The 17,231-nt window shown below is 40.6% G+C and carries 18 protein-coding genes, 2 pseudogenes and 1 other annotated feature; of the genes and pseudogenes, 5 read left to right on the top strand and 15 right to left on the bottom strand.

The genetic code is table 11. The features are described 5' to 3' along the window. Positions 1-343: 343 nt before the first annotated feature. The 6 genes from EAE30_RS07270 to EAE30_RS07245 form a co-directional block, all read right to left on the bottom strand. The gene (locus EAE30_RS07270) at positions 344-793 is read right to left on the bottom strand and encodes a GNAT family N-acetyltransferase (protein WP_123015336.1); all 450 of its coding nucleotides are present in this window, start codon (positions 791-793) and stop codon (positions 344-346) included. A 358-nt stretch (positions 794-1,151) separates the two neighbouring features. Continuing rightward, on the bottom strand, positions 1,152-1,517 hold the full coding sequence (locus tag EAE30_RS07265) for a hypothetical protein (protein WP_123015335.1): 366 nt from the start codon (positions 1,515-1,517) through the stop codon (positions 1,152-1,154). Between the two features lie 342 nt (positions 1,518-1,859). Beyond that, positions 1,860-3,413, bottom strand: a complete 1,554-nt coding sequence (tnpC, locus tag EAE30_RS07260) for an IS66 family transposase (RefSeq protein WP_123015334.1) — start codon at positions 3,411-3,413, stop codon at positions 1,860-1,862. A gap of 59 nt (positions 3,414-3,472) precedes the next feature. Next, the gene (tnpB, locus tag EAE30_RS07255) at positions 3,473-3,826 is read right to left on the bottom strand and encodes an IS66 family insertion sequence element accessory protein TnpB (RefSeq protein WP_164711751.1); all 354 of its coding nucleotides are present in this window, start codon (positions 3,824-3,826) and stop codon (positions 3,473-3,475) included. Then, positions 3,823-4,143, bottom strand: coding sequence for an IS66 family insertion sequence element accessory protein TnpA (gene tnpA, locus EAE30_RS07250; protein ID WP_123014138.1), 321 nt, complete (start codon positions 4,141-4,143; stop codon positions 3,823-3,825). Before tnpA ends, tnpB begins: the two co-directional genes overlap by 4 nt. A 419-nt stretch (positions 4,144-4,562) precedes the next feature. Beyond that, positions 4,563-5,780, bottom strand: coding sequence for a Shedu anti-phage system protein SduA domain-containing protein (locus tag EAE30_RS07245; RefSeq protein WP_164711813.1), 1,218 nt, complete (start codon positions 5,778-5,780; stop codon positions 4,563-4,565). Positions 5,781-6,270: 490 nt separating this feature from the next. Between EAE30_RS07245 and EAE30_RS07240 the strand changes: the two are divergent. Next, a pseudogene (locus EAE30_RS07240) lies at positions 6,271-7,035 on the top strand (IS982 family transposase); the annotation flags it as partial. Here EAE30_RS07240 and EAE30_RS19245 read toward each other — a convergent pair. The 4 genes and pseudogenes from EAE30_RS19245 to EAE30_RS19240 form a co-directional block, all read right to left on the bottom strand. Continuing rightward, positions 6,985-7,107 carry a DUF4113 domain-containing protein gene (locus tag EAE30_RS19245; RefSeq protein WP_119026625.1) on the bottom strand — a complete coding sequence of 41 codons (123 nt, stop codon included), beginning with the start codon at positions 7,105-7,107 and terminating at the stop codon, positions 6,985-6,987. The pseudogene EAE30_RS07240 and the gene EAE30_RS19245 overlap by 51 nt on opposite strands. Before the next feature lie 317 nt (positions 7,108-7,424). After that, complete coding sequence (locus EAE30_RS07225; RefSeq protein WP_123015332.1) at positions 7,425-8,186, bottom strand: substrate-binding domain-containing protein; 762 nt, start codon at positions 8,184-8,186, stop codon at positions 7,425-7,427. Between the two features lie 128 nt (positions 8,187-8,314). Further along, a complete protein-coding gene (locus EAE30_RS07220) occupies positions 8,315-9,283 on the bottom strand; it encodes an IS701 family transposase (RefSeq protein WP_422398671.1) in 969 nt (322 codons plus the stop codon). Then, positions 9,232-9,342 (bottom strand): annotated as a pseudogene (locus EAE30_RS19240) (hypothetical protein); the annotation flags it as partial. The pseudogene EAE30_RS19240 and the gene EAE30_RS07220, both read right to left, overlap by 52 nt. Positions 9,343-9,415: 73 nt before the next feature. On the opposite strand from EAE30_RS19240, the gene EAE30_RS07210 reads away from it, so the two are divergent. After that, on the top strand, positions 9,416-9,865 hold the full coding sequence (locus EAE30_RS07210) for a nucleotidyltransferase-like protein (protein ID WP_199287082.1): 450 nt from the start codon (positions 9,416-9,418) through the stop codon (positions 9,863-9,865). Positions 9,866-9,999: 134 nt separating this feature from the next. Then, positions 10,000-11,219, top strand: a protein-coding gene (locus tag EAE30_RS07205; protein ID WP_123015331.1) for an IS3 family transposase whose coding sequence is annotated in 2 segments (ribosomal slippage) — positions 10,000-10,276 and positions 10,276-11,219 — 1,221 coding nt in all. Because the reading frame shifts where the segments join, the coding sequence is not laid out codon by codon here. After that, positions 10,275-10,391 (top strand) — a sequence feature (AL1L pseudoknot). Its footprint overlaps the gene before it by 117 nt. Before the next feature lie 271 nt (positions 11,220-11,490). Here the strand turns inward: EAE30_RS07205 and EAE30_RS07200 are convergent. After that, positions 11,491-12,369, bottom strand: coding sequence for a LysR family transcriptional regulator (locus EAE30_RS07200; protein ID WP_123015330.1), 879 nt, complete (start codon positions 12,367-12,369; stop codon positions 11,491-11,493). A gap of 137 nt (positions 12,370-12,506) precedes the next feature. Between EAE30_RS07200 and EAE30_RS07195 the strand changes: the two genes are divergently transcribed. Next, on the top strand, positions 12,507-13,574 hold the full coding sequence (locus tag EAE30_RS07195; RefSeq protein WP_123015329.1) for a YeiH family protein: 1,068 nt from the start codon (positions 12,507-12,509) through the stop codon (positions 13,572-13,574). A gap of 26 nt (positions 13,575-13,600) precedes the next feature. Here EAE30_RS07195 and EAE30_RS07190 read toward each other — a convergent pair whose 3' ends face one another. The 4 genes from EAE30_RS07190 to EAE30_RS18870 form a co-directional block, all read right to left on the bottom strand. Further along, positions 13,601-13,987, bottom strand: a complete 387-nt coding sequence (locus EAE30_RS07190; protein ID WP_199287080.1) for a Cap15 family cyclic dinucleotide receptor domain-containing protein — start codon at positions 13,985-13,987, stop codon at positions 13,601-13,603. A gap of 642 nt (positions 13,988-14,629) precedes the next feature. Further along, positions 14,630-14,797, bottom strand: a complete 168-nt coding sequence (locus tag EAE30_RS18740) for a hypothetical protein (RefSeq protein ID WP_164711812.1) — start codon at positions 14,795-14,797, stop codon at positions 14,630-14,632. A gap of 50 nt (positions 14,798-14,847) precedes the next feature. Further along, a complete protein-coding gene (locus EAE30_RS07185) occupies positions 14,848-15,069 on the bottom strand; it encodes a hypothetical protein (RefSeq protein ID WP_123015328.1) in 222 nt (73 codons plus the stop codon). A 213-nt stretch (positions 15,070-15,282) separates the two neighbouring features. Further along, entirely contained in the window at positions 15,283-15,741 is a 459-nt protein-coding gene (locus EAE30_RS18870; protein ID WP_199287079.1) for a hypothetical protein, read from the bottom strand. 473 nt (positions 15,742-16,214) lie between these two features. Between EAE30_RS18870 and EAE30_RS07175 the strand changes: the two genes are divergently transcribed. Beyond that, positions 16,215-17,162, top strand: a complete 948-nt coding sequence (locus EAE30_RS07175) for an IS30 family transposase (protein ID WP_123014135.1) — start codon at positions 16,215-16,217, stop codon at positions 17,160-17,162. Positions 17,163-17,231 lie beyond the last annotated feature (69 nt).

The raw sequence follows: 17,231 nt of genomic DNA, 5'->3' as shown, positions 1-17,231 counted from the left end.
AAGCTTGAATAAAGCATAAAGCTTGGATAAAGCGGTCAGGCCTTGCCTTTTGACAATCATTACTTTTCGTATGTAAAAATTAAATGAAAATCTATGTTCGTACTTTGGTTCACAATACGTTTCGGGGCATTTGGAGCTAAAAAGCGCATGTATAAAAATTCAATCTGAGAAGTCTTTGGATAAAAATGTGTTTTGGAAAATCAAACATTAGCAAATGACTAATAACTTCAGGTATGACAAATAGCTAAACCTGATAGAAAAACTGCCACCAAAAAGCAAAAAACAAGACCTGACCCTATTGGTTTGACATTTTTAAATGTATGAGAACCTTCTTTATATTTTGTCACAGCTTTAAGGCCATCGGCACATAACGAATGCCATTTTTAACTTGCTCAGTATCCACGGACCGAAAACCTAGCCGCTTATAGAATCCTACAGCGTTAACTGACGCTTTTAATTCAATGCTCGAAGCCCCACTATATTTTTTCATTTGGTTAATCAAGCCTCTACCAATCCCTTGATTCTGATTCTTTGCACTGACATATAACTGTGCAATATAGTTTTCTTGTCTCCAAGCAACATAACCGACTATTACACCGTTTTTAACTGCTTTAATTGATGTGTAGATATCGGTATTTGTAGCCTGCTCAATATCAACTTTACGAGCATTTCGCATCGCTTCCTGGCCGTCTAGGCTCAGATAGGGAATCACAAACTCTTCGTTAACAGATTCGCCTAAAGCTAAAATTGACGGCTGATCTTCCTGAGTTACAAGTTCATAGCAAATACTCATTTATCCTCCAAATACATAATCATAGTGAATAAAGGGGTCAGGTCTTGCCTTTTGACAACCATTACTTTTCGTATGTCAAAATTAACTGAAAATCTATGTTCGTATTTTGGTTCACAACACGTTTCTGGGCATTTGGAACTAGAAAGCGCCATGTATAAAAATTCAACCTGAGAAGTCTTTGGATAAAAATGTGTTTTGGAAAATCAAACATTAGCAAATGACTAATAACTTCAGGTATGACAAATAGCTAAACCTGATAGAAAAACTGCCACCAAAAAGCAAAAGACAAGACCTGACCTGACCCTATTGGTTTTGCTCTGTCAGATAAGAAAAAGTATGTTGAAGGCATAGATCATATTTATTTTCTTAATGTATACTCTATAACCGCATTTCTAGTGTCGATCTGAGCTTTTACGATAGCGAGAAAACAGTATGTCCAGCCTAGTCCAGCAAGTGAAATCACAATTGATGCGACCCCCCAACCAATCGCTGCTAGCCCTGCGAATATACCAAACTGAAATGCTCCTAATCCTCCAATGATAATCACCAAGCCTAAGAGGCAACCGAAGCAAGCCCCTACTTGTGAAACGACCTTAGCGAGAGCGGCATATTTAGGCATTACCATCCGATCTGTAGGCTGGTTTATTCTTCGTCTATTAGGATTGCCATTATCTATTTCTAAATCATCTATACGGCCTATAGATACATCAGCATGGTGATTCATTTATCCTCCATATTTACAAAATATAATGCCCAAAACAAGCCATGAGGTACGCCTACAAAAACAGCAACATACTGTTATATAGGTAGGTCTTATTCTTCCTTCCACTCACAAATTGCAGAGCATGTATGTAAAGCACTACTTATTCAACCGAGCTTATAATCTACTATTGGTATATGTAGGTCAACAACTGACATGAGAATGTGGTCAGGAATCTTTAGTTAAACAGTTTTGGAATATCAGGGTCAGTTCTTGCCTTTTGACAACCATTACTTTTCGTATGTAAAAATTAACTGAAAATCTATGTTCGTACTTTGTAAGCGCCCCATGAACACACGGGGCGTTTTAGTGTGAGAAGTTCCACGGAAGAAGTGAGTCAATGTCGGGCTCTGCTTTCGCCAGCTCTTTCATGCACTTGACCATGTAATCGTAGAGAATGAGTCCATTGGCTTTAGCCGTCTCGATGATGCTATAGAGTAATGCGCTAGCATCGGCGCCTCTTGATGTGTTGGCGAAGAGCCAATTTTTTCGGCCAATGACCATCGATTTTATCGCACGCTCTGCTCGATTGTTGTCGATGGATACGTGCCCATCATCCACATAACGCACCAACTTTGGCCATTGACCCAAGGTGTATTTAATCGCTTTACCCAGTGGGCTGGATTCGAACACTTTCTGTGTCGTGAGCCATTGATACAGGTCGTCCAATATCGGTTTGGCGTGTGATTGTCTCTCTGACCAACGCTCTTCGGCTGACGACGGTTTTAAGTGAGCTTCAAGCGCATAAAGTTTTTGGATTTTCGCCAGCGCGATATCCACTTTTCCAGTCTTGCCTTTTCCCTGGAGCTTTTTTGCCTCCATGAACTTACGGCGAGCATGAGCGAAGCAACCGACGTTTGTCACTTGAGTGAGACCATCGTACGCCACATAACCATCGGTTTGCAGGTAACCCGAGTAATCGCCCAAGAAGTCCATTGGGCACGCTCTCGCGCGACTGTTTTGATAGTCGTACAAGACGATGTTTTTCATCTCCGGTAAACAAGCTTGCGGAGAGTCAGCTCCTGAGCAGTAAAGCCACATGTAACTGCGCTTCTCTTCTTGCAGCACATTCAATGGGGTTTCATCAGCATGCACCACCACTTGCTCAAGTAAGTGCGTTTTTAAGGCTTGGTACAAGGGTTGGAACTTCTCGCTCACTTGGATAACCCAGCGAGCCATAGTGGTTCTTGATAAGTCGATGCCCGATTGCGTGAACAAGGTTTCTTGTCGATACAGCGGCAAGGCGTACTGGTATTTACCTAAGATGATATGGGCCAGCAAGCTTTCTGTGGCGAAGCTTTTGGGGATGATGCTTTCGGGTACTGGCTGTTGGTGAACTGGGTTAGTCTCACTGTGTTGCTCACAATGACGGCACGCGTATTTAGGACGAACGTAGTCGATAACTTTGAGAACGGCAGGCGTGAACTCCAGTTTCTCGCTACGGTCTTCCCCGATTTGATGCAGAGAATGTTGGCAGCAAGGACACTGTTTATCGTGCTCGTCCAGGTCAAGAACCACGGTTTCGCGAGGTAAGTCTTTCGGTAATGGCTGGCGTTTACCACGGCGCTTTGTTGTGGTCGTCGTGGTCACCACGTCTTCGTCGACGTTCTCCGCTTCGCATTCCACTTCATTAAAGAAGTCGCCCTGAGCTTCGTTATACGGTTTTAACGCTTCAGAGCGTTTGGCGAACTGGCGGTCAAGTGCCAGTTTGAACTGCTCAATCAAGGATTGGCGTTCTTGTTGCCATTGTGATTCTTTTTGCTGCCAAGCTTCTTGCTCAGACATCAACGCCTTCACCATCGCTTGAAGTTCCGCGATGTTTTGGCTGTCTGGATTGATGTCGGGGGTCGTCTTTTTCATGGTATTCATTGTACTGAATACCGATAAAAAAGGCTTGGTTTATCTGACTTTTATTGCCATTAACCCATTGTAAAACTGTCGATTTTTACCGATTTATGGCCGATTATTGTGAAGCCAGAAAGCAGTCTGTCGAGGTCAAATTGCGTTAAGGTCAACACCGTATTTTTCTCTTGCGTGGGCCACTTAAACTTGGCTTTTTCGAGGCGTTTATACCAGAGCGCATAACCCGTTTGGTCCCAATACAACACTTTTATTTTATCGCGTTGTTTATTGGTGAAGAGGAACAATGCCCCTGAGCCTAGCTCAAGGTCGGTGTCGGATTCAATCAACAGCGCCAGACCATTGATAGATTTTCTGAAATCGACAAACTCGCGGTATAAATACACCACTGGCGCGGTCATCATGCGCTTCATGACAAGGCTCCAATCAACTCAGCAAGATAGTGTGGTGGCGTGCCTTGAGGAATACTCAATTCGATGTTATTTACTATCAAAGTCATGTTGGCTACCGACGTCTGGGTCACCTTGCGACAGGTGGTTTTTTCAATAATTTCGGCCTTAACGAAGCCGCTCTGAGTTGGAGATGGGTTAACACTCAACTGCTGCCGCTTAGCGTAAAACGTCGATACGCTAATGTCGTGTTTTTGGCAAAAATCTTGTTGTGTAAGCGAACTGGCTTGGCATTGCTCAATCAGAGAAAGCCATTCTTGATCGGTGCGTCGTTTATTCATGTCACATCTCCTTTGGATTGGAGATGTGATCATAGAGTGGGCAAAGCCTGATTAGAATGTGGGGTTTGTGGTGCGCTTACTTTGGTTCACAACACGTTTCGGGGCATTTGGAGCTAGAACGCGCCATGTATAAAAATTCAATCTGAGAAATCTTTGGATAAAAATGTGTTTTGGAAAATCAAACATTAGCAAATGACTAATAACTTCAGGTATGACAAATAGCTAAACCTGATAGAAAAACTGCCACCAAAAAGCAAAAGACAAGACCTGACCCTATTGGTTTTATATATTTCTCAATTTCAAATATTCGTAAGAAAAAAGCTATTCTTTTCATCGATTCCTCAAATCGTATAACGCTAAGCTTTGCGGCAATTTTGGAGCCGAGAAGCGGCGAAAAATTGTCCGACAACAGCGCATGGTTAAGCACGACTTCCTCTAAGCCTAAAAAGCATATCCCTTCCTCTTTCCAAAAGATCCTCATAAGTCAATACTTTTATTTTACCATTAAAAAATATATTTCTTCTACGCAACCTTTCTTGATCTGGTTCCGATAGACTTTCTCGCCGACCTATTACAATAAAACCCGAAGGAGAATAAAGCCCATTTAAGGTTGTTCTGGCGTATGGGTTATTTTTATCGATCCAGTCCAACCGATCCAATATTTGTTGCTCCGCATGCACCAAATGGCTAGTTGGATTTCCGCTCTTTGTATATAGCTTATGGGTAGATGCTTCAAGCTCCACAACATCACACGAGCCATCATGTTTTTCCAATGCATAATCGGTTTCGTATTCACCACCAAGCTTATGTTTAGGTATGACTCTCTTATATTCGAACCCGAACAGTATGGGGTTTTTTGACAGATGTGCCTGAATAGAATTTTCATTTCTAGTTTTAGACCCTAATAATACTGAAAACTCATCTATTGCCATTTGCAAGCTTAGAAGCAAACGATCTGCGTTCTCAAGACTAGACAACTCTTCTTTTATTATTTTTCGAATAATTGAAATATCAGAAGGGGAGTAGTGTTTATCTGGATCTATACTAGAAATTAGATTTTTTGCATTTTTAAATTCATCGGATTGACGAGATGTCAATTTATATCTATTCCCTTGAATCTCAAAACCACCCTCAATCATTTTTCGATGTAGGTCAGCCAATTCTTCTTCACAATCTGAAGTATTAGGATAAACTGGTACTTCGGATATCGCAGCTATCGCTAAGGTGCTTAGAATATCTTCTTCGTCTTCTTCAAGAATCTGTTCTATCAAATTACAGACTTCAATCTCACCACGTTCAATGTTAAAAGAAAAACAAACAAAATGAATGGATTTTTTACCATTTTCATTAGAATAAATGAGTTCTTTCGCAACATTTATGAGATCAAAATGGTTAAAACCCGGGCCATCATCATCTTCAGGCTGCAGAGCATGAATAGCATCTGCAAGCTCCTGATTTTCACCTGAGAGAATCGTCAGCCTACGTTGGTCATTCTTCCATTTATCTAATCTGCTCAACCGCTTCTCCATATTGCTTAACAGTGTCTTTTCAGCAGACATTGTCTTTATAATATTTTCAAAAAATACAGACACCAAAGCAGCAACATACTGTTCTATCGGTCTTATTACTCCTTCCACTCACAAATTGCAGAACATGTCTGTATAAACGCAAGTGCTCAACTAGGCTCATAATCTGCTATTAGTATATATAGGTCAAGAACTGACATGAGAAAGTGGTCAGGAGTTGGATGCTGAATGATTTTGGGGCATAAACGTTTAAAAAAGGCAGCGTCCTAGTTGAACGCTGCCTTTTTAGTATGAGATTAAATGACTCTCTCATAATTGATGTGGGATGACAAAATAGTCCTAAAATAAACTACGCTACAAGCCATATTTTTTGGCTCTACTTTAAAAATAAATGACAAAATAGATCTAAAATAAATTTTAAGCTTGCCATAATCTCGCACCCAATAAGTGACAAAATAGATCTAATATGATATCAGGACATGGTTAAACATCTGTTTTAAATCAACTTTTATTTGTTTAACTATTTAACCGACCCACAACCGAAGTTTCTCATAAACAAAATCGATAGGTAAACGCTCTTGCTCTAAACTACTACAAAAAGATTGTAACAAACCGGCTAAGGCAAGGCGGATATGCACCAAAGCTAACCGACAGTGAAATTATCACCATGGAGATAGTGGATGAGTTTTTACAGATGGACACCGACTCACAAATCCATCAGTATTTTAAACAGCATTGGCAAACATGGTTTCCACAAATAGGCTCATATCCCAACTTTGCCAAGCAGTGCGTCAATTTGTTACAGGTAAAAACTTTGATACAACAGCATATCGTTAAACAGCATGGGCAAGACAACATTCATTTTATTGATGGCTTTCCCATTCCTGTGTGTCAATATGCCAGAGCCTATCGGCATAAAACCTTCAAATATGAAGGCAGTTATAGTTACTGTGCCTCAAAGCAACAAAAATATTTTGGCTTTGAAGGACATTTACTCATTAATCTATCGGGCATGATAACCAATTTTACCTTTGCCTCTGCTAAGATAGATGAAAGATTAGTGGCACCTGATATGCTTGATAATATCAAAGGCTTGTTAGGTGCAGATATGGGCTATATTAGCCCTGATTTATCTGAGTATTGCTTTAAGCGATGTGTTGATTTGCAAACACCGCTTAGAAAAAATATGCCCGATAAGCGACCAATCAGTGTACTTAATCGTCTTAAAAATGCTCGTCGCAATATTGAGACGGTGATTGGTCAGTTATCACAGCGGTTTAATATGCAAAAGGTGAGAGCGAGAGATTTATGGCATTTATCCCACAGATTTATGCGTAAAATCTCGGCTCATACTCCAAGCACGATTTGGCAAATAACAACCACTCAATGCAATTTTAGATTTGCCGTATTTGGCTTGGATCGCTTCAAAGGCTTGCATGAGATTTTCGTTTTTTTCATGTTGACTATGGTTGCTGGCAGATCGCTTAGAAAAGTTGGGTGTGGAAGTGGTTAATAAAGAGATGTCGAGACAGTGTATTCAAGACCGTAAGTTAATTACAGGAGATAGTCCTTTGGCATCGAATACCTTGGGTAAAATGGCAGCACAAACGCTTTTGGCCGAGGTTCAGTAGTTATATTTTCTTCAATCAAGAGCGCCGTGGCGCTCTTTTTTATGTCCAATTTGCTTGTTAAAAGTTCGATTTTTTAAGCTTGGAAACTGATCTTGAATGTGGATCAAAGATTAAAATTAAGCACTCATTTGTTCCAACCAAACTGTTTAAAAATCGCATGGCCTTGTGCAGAGCTTAAAAACGTAATAAAACTTTTTGCTTCAGGATTTTTTAGACCGTGTTGAGTTAGTGCAACACCTGTATCACGGTAAATCACCAGTTCAGGTTCGATCGGGATAATTTGCCCAATGTCTGGATTACTGACTCCCCAAATATTAAACACCAACCATGCATCATAGCTGCTGTCAGTTTCCCATGCTTTTTTCGCTGTGCCTGTATTGGGTGCATACATGGCGATATTTTTACGGAAGGATTTTGTGAGCTGAATGTTGCCCGTTCTACCTGCAATATCTTCCCACATGCCGACTTGGCCTGCGCCATGGGTGACCAAAACTTTAGTGTTTGGCCTGCTTAGATCTTTAAATCCTTGAATATGTTTGGGATTGCCTTTTCTGACTAAAATGGCAGCAGGGCGTAGGTAAATAGGCTCAATCGAGTCCTTTACGATTTTGTCGGCAAATAAGCTTTCGAAATCAGACATCATGGCTTCCGAACCACTATAGATGACGTCGGCATCAAGCTTGGCTTTGTCGCTCCATTGTGAAGTAGGGCCCGCGGTTACATGGACATCAATCCCTGTTTTATTTTTAAATTGTTTCGCTGCTTCGTGCATCGCTGGTGCTGGTCCACCTGGACCATAGACATTAATTGCCGCTATAGCATTCATTGATAAAAAGCCCAGCATGAGCGGAAAGATATAGTGGCTGAGCTTATAATTTTTTGACATTTTTATTCCCTTTATTGATATGTGAATGTTGATAATATTTGTTTTGCTGATGTATTTAAATATTTATATTATTTTTTTTTGTTAAAGAGTTTTTTAAATATTAGCGCGATTTTCTTACTTAACTGAAGTTACGCACCGCTAATAGCCTTAAGCTGGGCAAAAGCCGACTGATTAGCGGAGACGAGTAACTTTAAACGCAAAGCGAAATGATTTAACTTGGTTTTGATTTTCAAACACTCAAGCTTAAACACCGCATACGTGGCTAAAAACATATGATTAAACCGAGCTCTTTGGCTATGAGCAGGCGACTTACCCAAATTGGCATTTTGCTTTAACGACTTATGATACACTTCAACCTGCCATCGTTTTTGATAGCCGTTGATAAATTTATCCTTGTCGCATTGCAAATCTGAGCATACCAGATATAACACCCCTGTAGAATCGTCCTTGTTTGTAAAGACTCGGCGTAATAACAAGACTTCATCATGATAGTCATTTAAAAAGCCGTGAACAGGGGTATTATCGGGTAGATTAGATTCATCAATACGTACAAAGTTACCTTTTTCTCTATCATCAGGGGTTAAAGCCACCAAGCGATTTGACTTTAACGCAAAGATGAAATGCTTGTTAGCTTTACGAATATGTTTGAATGTCGCTTTGGCTGAAAACCAAGAATCGGCTAATACATAGTCGAATTTGACTTGGTTTTTGATTGCCCTATCAAACATATCAAGCAGTCGCTGATTTTTGGTTTTATCACTTTTACGTTTAACGTTGCCTTTGTCATCGGTAAAGACATTGGGTTTGGTGATGATGTCAAAGCTTAAGGGTATGTCGATATCTTTGCGATGATACAGACAGTTAAGCAGGTTAATGCCTTTAACATTTTTGTTTTGGGTGTGGTCGTAGTGCCAGCAGTTGATGTCGTCGACGCTTGTGTGCGGTTTGGGCTGTATGGTGTCATCAAAGATGAGATAGCCGATGGCATTGGGTGTGGCATTTTCATGCTGTCTTAGCATGGGTTTAATCAGTTGCCATTGTCTCTGGCTATACTCGCTATCGACCGCCCTGAGCTTATCGCTTCTTGCACAAGAAATTCTTTGAATTCATCGCTGTAGTTCTTACGCTTGGGTTTTTTTAGTGTGTCTTGTATCATCTTCGTGTCCACGATTGTTTAGTCATGGACACTATCTCTAATTTCTTGTGTGTGGAAAAGATGGGATGGTCGGATGCTTACAATGAATCTGCCTTTTAAGCATATCTATTATATAGATATTAGATGTCAATATTTAACAGATGGTGGCCTAAAGAAAGCCATTCGCCTTTGCAAAACAATAAAAGCTGATTTAGTTGAGGAGGGTAAAGAAATTCATTTAAGTAGTTTTGATTTAGCTTCAATTATGTATCATTCTAATCTAGATAATTTAAAGAAAGGGAAAACCAATGCTTTAGCAATTGTTCTTGAAACTCAAAGATTTTTTGATTACCTATATCATAATCCGAACTATAGAAATGGCTTATATACACCTGATTGGACTAGAAAGATTTTTGACAATCCTAAAAAAGAGACTTCTCTCACCATAATGAGCGTTGCACTTGATAAACTCGTTACAGCACTACGTGAAGATTTAGGTTATCACTATCCTAGCACCCTTAATTTACATCCATTAACTATCTAGTTTTTCCCATAACATTGTTCCCATCGTTCGTCGGCCCGTGACATTATAATATTTAGCGCTGGCACTTTTATTATCTTTATGAAGTGAACCGTACCGGGTTTGTCGGAGAGTCAATATTCTGAGAGACTACCCCGATGACAAAATTAAAATATACCCCTGAAATCAGAGAAAGAGCGGTTCAATTATTGATTGAATCTGAAAAAGATTATCCTTCTACTTGGGCTGCAATCACAGCAATTGCGCCTAAGATTGGTTGTACTCCTGAAACACTTCGTGCCTGGCATCAAAAGCATTTAGATCAGCAAAATCCTATTAAAGTACAACAGATATCTGATCAAGAAAAAATGAAGCAAATGGAACGTGAAATTAAAGAATTAAAGCGTGCCAATGAAATTCTACGTAAAGCAGCCGCTTTTTTCGCCCAGGCGGAGCTCGACCGCCCACACAAATAATGGTGGATTTCATCCATAACAATAAAGATCGATATGGTGTTGATGCGATTTGTAGGATTTTACCGATCGCAGCTTCAACCTATTACCGAACTTTAGATCTCGCGGACAATCCAGAACATCGAGCGAAACGAGATCTACATGATGAGCATCATGCTGAACAAATTAAACGAATTTGGAAAGAAAGTTCAGGTCGATATGGTGTGCGTAAGGTCTGGCAACAATTGAAACGTGAAGGTTATGTTATCGCACGTTGTACAGTTGCTCGATTGATGCAGAAGCTAGGTATACAAGGTGTTTGGCGTGGTAAGAATAAACAAACCACCCGTAGCCGAGATGATCAAAAAAGAGCAGATGATTTAGTGAAACGTAATTTTAATGCTGATCATCCTGACCAACTGTGGGTGAGTGACTTTACGTATATTCAAACTCATTCAGGCTGGGTCTATACCGCCTTTATTATTGATGTGTTCTCACGAGCAATTGTTGGATGGAAAGTATCGACACGGATGAATACAGATATGGTGCTCGATGCATTAGAGCAAGCCTTGCACGATCGAGGCATGCCAAAGAATGTGATTCATCATTCCGATAGAGGTGTTCAATATCTTTCTATTCGCTATACCAATCGTTTAGAAGCTGCAAATTTACGAGCATCAGTCGGTACAACTGGTGATTCATACGATAATGCTCTGGCTGAAACGGTGAATGGCTTATACAAAACAGAGGTGATTGAATATTTAAAAGCAGATTGGCAAGGTTTAGCAGATGTACAACTTGCGACACTAAACTGGGTAGATTGGTTCAATAAAAAGCGTGTACACAGTGCACTGGGTTATGTATCGCCTTTTGAGTTTGAAGCAATGTACTATGATAAGATTAACCCGTTAGGTCAGGTGGCCTAACTTAAATAAAAAAGTCTCCGACAAACCCGGTACAGTTCAGTTTTTACTCAGATACGCTTAAAGAAATGATCTCCTTGCTCAAAAAGAGTAACAATATTCATTGGACACATTGGTTTCAAATTGCCCTCGATTTATATGAGTCAAGCAGAGCACTGAGCTCATATGCTAAGAAGCATTTGTAGTCAAAGCAGAACAAACAATAATGCTTCGACCTTCAGCTTCTTATATATACACGACTTACAGCTCAATTCTAATTTTACTCACATAACCTCTATTCACTAAACAGGCTTTTTTCAAATGCTTGTGCAGCATGCGAAGACGGTCTGTCTTTATAATGCAGTTGGTATAGCGGCCGAGAGAGTTGCTCGTTATTTTTTTGGCTCAGGCGCGCTAATTTGCCTAACTGCACTAAATCTTCTGTGACTACGTTTGGCAATAAAGCGACCCCCATACCTTGAGCAACAGCTCTTGCTATGGCTTCGTTGCTGCCTAATTGCATACTTTGCTCTGCTTGTACGCCATGCTCTGCTAATAACTTTACAGACATTTCTAACGTGCCAGAGCCTGGCTCGCGTAATAACCAAAACTGCTCGTTTAACCATGCTTTTAAGTCTTTAGTGGGCTTAAAGTTGCTCGGTATAACCACACTCATTAAATCACTTTGCCAGTGCTTACTAATAATGTGCGGCTCGGTAGGTGTGCCTTCAACCAGTGCTAAATCGATAGTGCATTCAAGTAAGGCATGCTCAATTTGCACGGTATTAGCCACTTGTACTTCTACTTTTATATGCGGGTACTGCGCACAAAATTTGGCTAAATAAGGCGGTAGCCAATAACTGGCAATGGTGGTGCTGGTGCCTATAACTAATGTACCGCGCTTAAGCCCTGTTCGCGATTTAATATCTTCAATGGCGGCTTTTTCGATAGCAAAAATACTGCGGGCGTGATCATACAAAGCTTGGCCGCCCTCGCTTAGGGTGAGCTTTCTACCCTTAGATGCACGTTCAATAAGTTGAATGTTTAACTGATGCTCTAGCTCTTTTAGCGCTTTAGAAACAGCGGGCTGGCTTATAAAAAGCGCTTCGGCTGCGCCTGAAAAACTACCCAATTTAGCCACTGTATAAAACACCCTAAGTGAATGTAAGTTCATTGAACAACCTTAAATTGCATAACTCTAAATTGTATAACTTTGAGTTATCAAATCATGATTTTAATATATTGGAGTTATATTTTGAGCTTTCTTACAATTAAGTCAACACATCAATTTGGTTTAAGTGAGGGAATATTATGCTTAGCGCTATTAAAAGTAGTTTTCAGCCTTTGACTAAGCAATACGGCGATACGCGCTGGTGGTTAGGTATGCTGCTGGTGGTTGTGTTAGCGGGGGCATCTGTTGCATTAAGTAAGTTACCTATAATGCAAAGTGCGCAATTTAGCTCCTTAACAATTGGTATTGTGCTTGGCATTATTGTGGGTAACAGTGTGTTTGCGCGCATTGCTACGCGTACAGATGTAGGCGTTGATTACGCTAAAAGTATATTACTCAAAGCGGGCGTTATTTTATTTGGGTTTAGGATTACTTTTGCACAAGTAGCGGGTGTAGGCTGGCATGGCCTATTAACCGATGTGGTAATGCTGCTTGGTACGTTTATATTAGCAGTACAGCTAGGTAAGCGCGTTTTTAAGCTTGATGAACAAACAACCATACTAATAGGTGCGGGTAGCTCTATTTGTGGCGCCGCAGCGGTAATGGCAACAGAGCCAGTAATAAAAGCACAAGCGCATAAAGTATCTGTAGCGGTGGCAACGGTTGTGGTGTTTGGCACGTTAAGTATGTTTGCCTACCCAATTATGTTTGAATATATGGGTGTGAGTGAGCATGCGTACGGTATTTTTGTTGGTTCAACCATTCATGAAGTTGCGCAAGTGGTAGCAGCAGGGACTGCGGTAAGTGCCAATGCGGCTGACACCGCCGTGATAGAAAAAATGCTACGCGTAATGATGCTTGCGCCATTTTTAGTAGGCTTATCGTTTTGGCAAAGTAAAAAGCATGCAAACATAAACGCACATGGCGGCGAGCAAAAAGCGGGTATTTCAATCCCTTGGTTTGCAGTGTTATTTATAGTGGCAAGTGGCGTGCATTCGTTATCGGTTATTCCGCAAGGAACTACAAACGCTATTATATGGTTTGATAATATACTACTTACCATTGCCATGGTCGCACTTGGGCTGCGTACACATGTTGGCGCTATTCGCCAAGCGGGAATAAAACCACTGTTATTAGCAGGCTGTTTATTTTTGTTTTTAACCTTAGCTGGCTTTGCCATTAATGTAGGCATTGCGCAGCTGTTTTAAATATAATCTGGTCGAGGGAGATTGGCTTAAATAGGCCAATCTACTTCGTTTAAGTGATCGAGCTGCTGTGTTTTATTACGATGAATCCGCAACTCGTTATGATCCAAATCTTTTGGTTTATTTTCATAACTATAAAGAACTTTATATTCCTCAATTTCATCATAAATAATTGCAGCAGAGATACTATCAGACGTGGAAAACTCTGTTTCTAGTCTGATTCTTACTTTATCCCAGCTTTGCAAGATTGTTATTTGCGCCTCCCATTCTCTATTATGTCTAATCATTTCAGCATTTTCTTCTTGGTAATCTGAAATGCCTTTGCATAGCCATTGTCCTGAAATATCAGGATATTTTAGTATCTTAAAAAATAGACTTGTGAAGTATGTCGTCGATATTCTTAAAGGTCTGTTCAAACATTGATGGTTAGTCCCTGATAGGCGTTTGCCTATAAATTCATCTTGAATCTGTAATTGCGTGAGTGCTGAAAATCTAATGCTGATGATAATTCAATTAAGTGACTCTGTTTAGAGCATCATGCCCTTTACAAAGAGTTTGTTTTATATGGTGTTCAATTTACGTTGTATTAAATATCGGGGCAAGAAAATTTATGGTCACTAGTTCATAAGTACAAAGCTTTTTGAAACGTTTTGAAAAAGTGATGAGCTCTCGAAATTTTCGAGAAGCTTGGTTAAGGTTTTGATAGCAAATGTCTGCTTTCAGTGATAATCCGACAGTTGGCCTAATCCTGTACTTTTCTCCTTCGTCAGCGGATCAATAGTGCCTAATTCGGTCTTTATAGTCTGATAACGCAGCCCAATACTACCTAATTCAGATCTCAGAGCCATTAAGCTCGACTTTTAGAGTCTAATTAGGGGCTGAATACTGCCTAATTCGGTATTTAGAGTCTGACAAAACAGCCCGATATTACCTAATTCAGGTCTAAGCGCCATTAAGTTCAGCCTTTAGAGCCTAATTAGGGCTGAATACTACCTAATTCGGTCATCATGGTCTGATAACGCAGCCCAATACTACCTAATACAGTGCTTTTGTTCGTATTACTCTTTAAGCGGATAATGAATGTCCTCATACTCTTCTATCAACCTTGCAAGGACCTCAAACTCTGCACCTTGAGGCGTCCCTGGTTCAGATTCAAGAAGCTGTTCAATGGCTTCTAATGCGGATTTATATTCCTGTTCGTTTTTTATCGATGGCCTTGTTGTCATCTTATTACCTTATGGAGTTTATTGGCTTCCGACAGTCTTTAGTACTGCCATCATTCGTCAGGCATGGTGTTTATCACGCGCGTTAAATTCCCAGCAGCTAAGATCTGTTCATCAGTTAATGTCTGGTCTGTATGCTTTACCATCCTCATTTCTGAGCGGTCTTTATTCATCTCACAAACCAAAATATCTCCTACGGAAAAACCTAGCTCAGTACACAGCTCATCAGGCAGAGGCAGAAGGTTATTATTGATAATTTCAACGGAGTAGCTCATGGTATCCCTCTGTGTAACAGCTTTTACTAAATGATTAAACTTAACTCGAATGGTATGTTTTTAAAAGCTAGCTGCAAAACGTCATCTCAATTTACCGCCAGTTACACTTTCATAACCACCAGTTTCAGCAATCATCCAGTTATTTGAGCGTCAGCTCTGAGCGAATAGCAGACAGAACGCCGTGTTCACCGGCTTGTCCGCTGCAACGCATAGTTATGAGTGACCTTGATCTTCATCAGAATCATCAACATCTTTTAACAATCGTTCCTGATGAACCCATTTATCTAAGTGGTAATCAAATGGCTCGCGAATATATCTCAACGGCCCCATTCCAGGTCTCATTTCACTAAGTGCATCTACTATGATTTCCCGCGTATCCTCAGATAGCTCCATAAACGCTTCCCACTCTAAAGATAAACTGTGGTAAAAATCTGGAGAAGTTCTTAACTCAAAAAAAGTACCGTCATTTTTGATTAAAAACATCCTCGGACGTGGGCTAAAGTTTCGTTTATGGTATAGGAATTCCTCTGGTATCTCTGCTGCATCAAGGACTTTCTCGATTTCGGCATAACGGAGCAGCTCATCCCAGGGATGACGCCCTCTTATCAGGAAGTTGTGATCTTTTAGGCCTAACGCTCTGACAAAATCGATCAGTCTTCTAAAGCGGACCACTCCTCTGGCGACATCTCTTTCATTAGTTGTTCCGATCGATGTAAGAATAGCTGTCTTCAGATCCTCAAACTGCTCAGTCAGATTATCTAAACGTTTTGCTTCAAACGCTCTGCTTCTCTGTTCTTGAATTAATTTTTGAAATAGAGAAGACCATTGTCTTCTTAAAATGTCTTCGATGTCCTGAAGCTTGGAAAAGGTAAAAACGCTATTCCCTCTTGCTCGATGCCTAAGAAAATTAATAAACTCAAAAATAAAAGAAGCCGTCTCAGCCTTTTCTATGGATGGAAATGAAATGTCATTTATTATTGGTTTATCTTTGTTTTTTTCGTAAAGCGCATGGTCGTGCCAAACTGACGAATCTACAAACGCCCGATTTCAGATAATAAGTGCGACATTCATGGAAATATGTAGAAGAGGAAGCCAACTGCTGAAAGTGGTACGCTCTTCTCGCCAAAGAAACAAGCAGTACTACCATGAATTATCAACAGTTGACCGAAGGCAGAAGATACCAGATTTCTGCTCTTTTGGAACGGGGAATTTCGGTTCCTGAAATAGCTAAAACAGTTCAGTGCCACCGCTCGACGGTATACCGTGAGCTTAAACGCGGTCGGAAGGGAGAGCATTATTGCCCTAACGAAGCCCAGATGTCGTCTACCAAAAAGCGCAAAACAGCACGTAAATACCGAATACCAAAGGAACGTGTCGATTTTATCCGCCTTCTTTTAGAAACAGATTGGAGTCCAGAGCAGATTTCTAATGTATTAACGAAAATTGGTGCATCTGTCAGTCATGAGTGGATCTATCGCTTTGTTGCTCAAGATAAACGCTTGGGCGGTAAGTTATATCGTCACTTGAGACAAGGTCATAAGCGGTATCGCCGAGGTAAACAAGAGAAAGCTCCAGCGATAAAAAATGCCGTTTCGATTGATGATAGACCAAGCATCGTTGACAGTAAGGAGCGGTTTGGTGACTGGGAAATCGACACTGTGCTAGGTAAGCATGGTACAGGTGCAATGGTGACTATTTTAGAGCGTAAGACTCGATTTTACGTGGTAAAGAAAGTGCCATCTAAGTCAGCGGATGATGTCACCAAAGCGACAATAGAGCTACTGAAGCCCTATAAGAAACATGTCCATACCATTACGGCAGATAACGGGCGAGAGTTTGCAGGTCATGAAACCATCGCAAAAGAATTAAAGGCTGATGTGTACTTTGCTCATCCGTACAGTTCTTGGGAGCGTGGTGCTAATGAGAATGCGAACGGTCTTTTAAGGCAATATGTGAAGAAAGGAACCGATCTAACGACAGTGACGGACATCGATATAGAGTTCGCTTTATCGCGGATAAATTACCGTCCGAGAAAGTGTTTAGGCTTCAAGCAGGCAGCCATTATATTTGAGGAGATGGCTTTAGCTTCTTGATATTGGAGAGTGTCGCACTTCGCAGTTGAATTCGGGCCTAACGATGGAACGAAAAATGCCATGCGTTGG

It is taken from the genome of Vibrio zhugei (genome assembly GCF_003716875.1).
GTDB classification, from domain to species: domain Bacteria; phylum Pseudomonadota; class Gammaproteobacteria; order Enterobacterales; family Vibrionaceae; genus Vibrio; species Vibrio zhugei.
Note: the sequence above shows the minus strand (reverse complement) of the source record. Positions and strands in the feature narration are given on the sequence as shown.

Bases quoted from the DNA above. Each gene is read 5' to 3' on its own strand.
- tnpB (WP_164711751.1), bottom strand. From the start codon at position 3,826: ATGAAGCGCATGATGACCGCGCCAGTGGTGTATTTATACCGCGAGTTT.
- EAE30_RS07195 (WP_123015329.1), top strand. From the start codon at position 12,507: ATGCTTAGCGCTATTAAAAGTAGTTTTCAGCCTTTGACTAAGCAATAC.
- EAE30_RS07200 (WP_123015330.1), bottom strand. From the start codon at position 12,369: ATGAACTTACATTCACTTAGGGTGTTTTATACAGTGGCTAAATTGGGT.
- EAE30_RS07270 (WP_123015336.1), bottom strand. From the start codon at position 793: ATGAGTATTTGCTATGAACTTGTAACTCAGGAAGATCAGCCGTCAATT.
- EAE30_RS07210 (WP_199287082.1), top strand. From the start codon at position 9,416: ATGCTTACAATGAATCTGCCTTTTAAGCATATCTATTATATAGATATT.
- EAE30_RS19245 (WP_119026625.1), bottom strand. From the start codon at position 7,107: ATGCAAGCCTTTGAAGCGATCCAAGCCAAATACGGCAAATCTAAAATT.
- EAE30_RS07185 (WP_123015328.1), bottom strand. From the start codon at position 15,069: ATGAGCTACTCCGTTGAAATTATCAATAATAACCTTCTGCCTCTGCCT.
- EAE30_RS07175 (WP_123014135.1), top strand. From the start codon at position 16,215: ATGAATTATCAACAGTTGACCGAAGGCAGAAGATACCAGATTTCTGCT.
- tnpC (WP_123015334.1), bottom strand. From the start codon at position 3,413: ATGAAAAAGACGACCCCCGACATCAATCCAGACAGCCAAAACATCGCG.
- tnpA (WP_123014138.1), bottom strand. From the start codon at position 4,143: ATGAATAAACGACGCACCGATCAAGAATGGCTTTCTCTGATTGAGCAA.
- EAE30_RS07225 (WP_123015332.1), bottom strand. From the start codon at position 8,186: ATGTCAAAAAATTATAAGCTCAGCCACTATATCTTTCCGCTCATGCTG.
- EAE30_RS18740 (WP_164711812.1), bottom strand. From the start codon at position 14,797: ATGACAACAAGGCCATCGATAAAAAACGAACAGGAATATAAATCCGCA.
- EAE30_RS07265 (WP_123015335.1), bottom strand. From the start codon at position 1,517: ATGAATCACCATGCTGATGTATCTATAGGCCGTATAGATGATTTAGAA.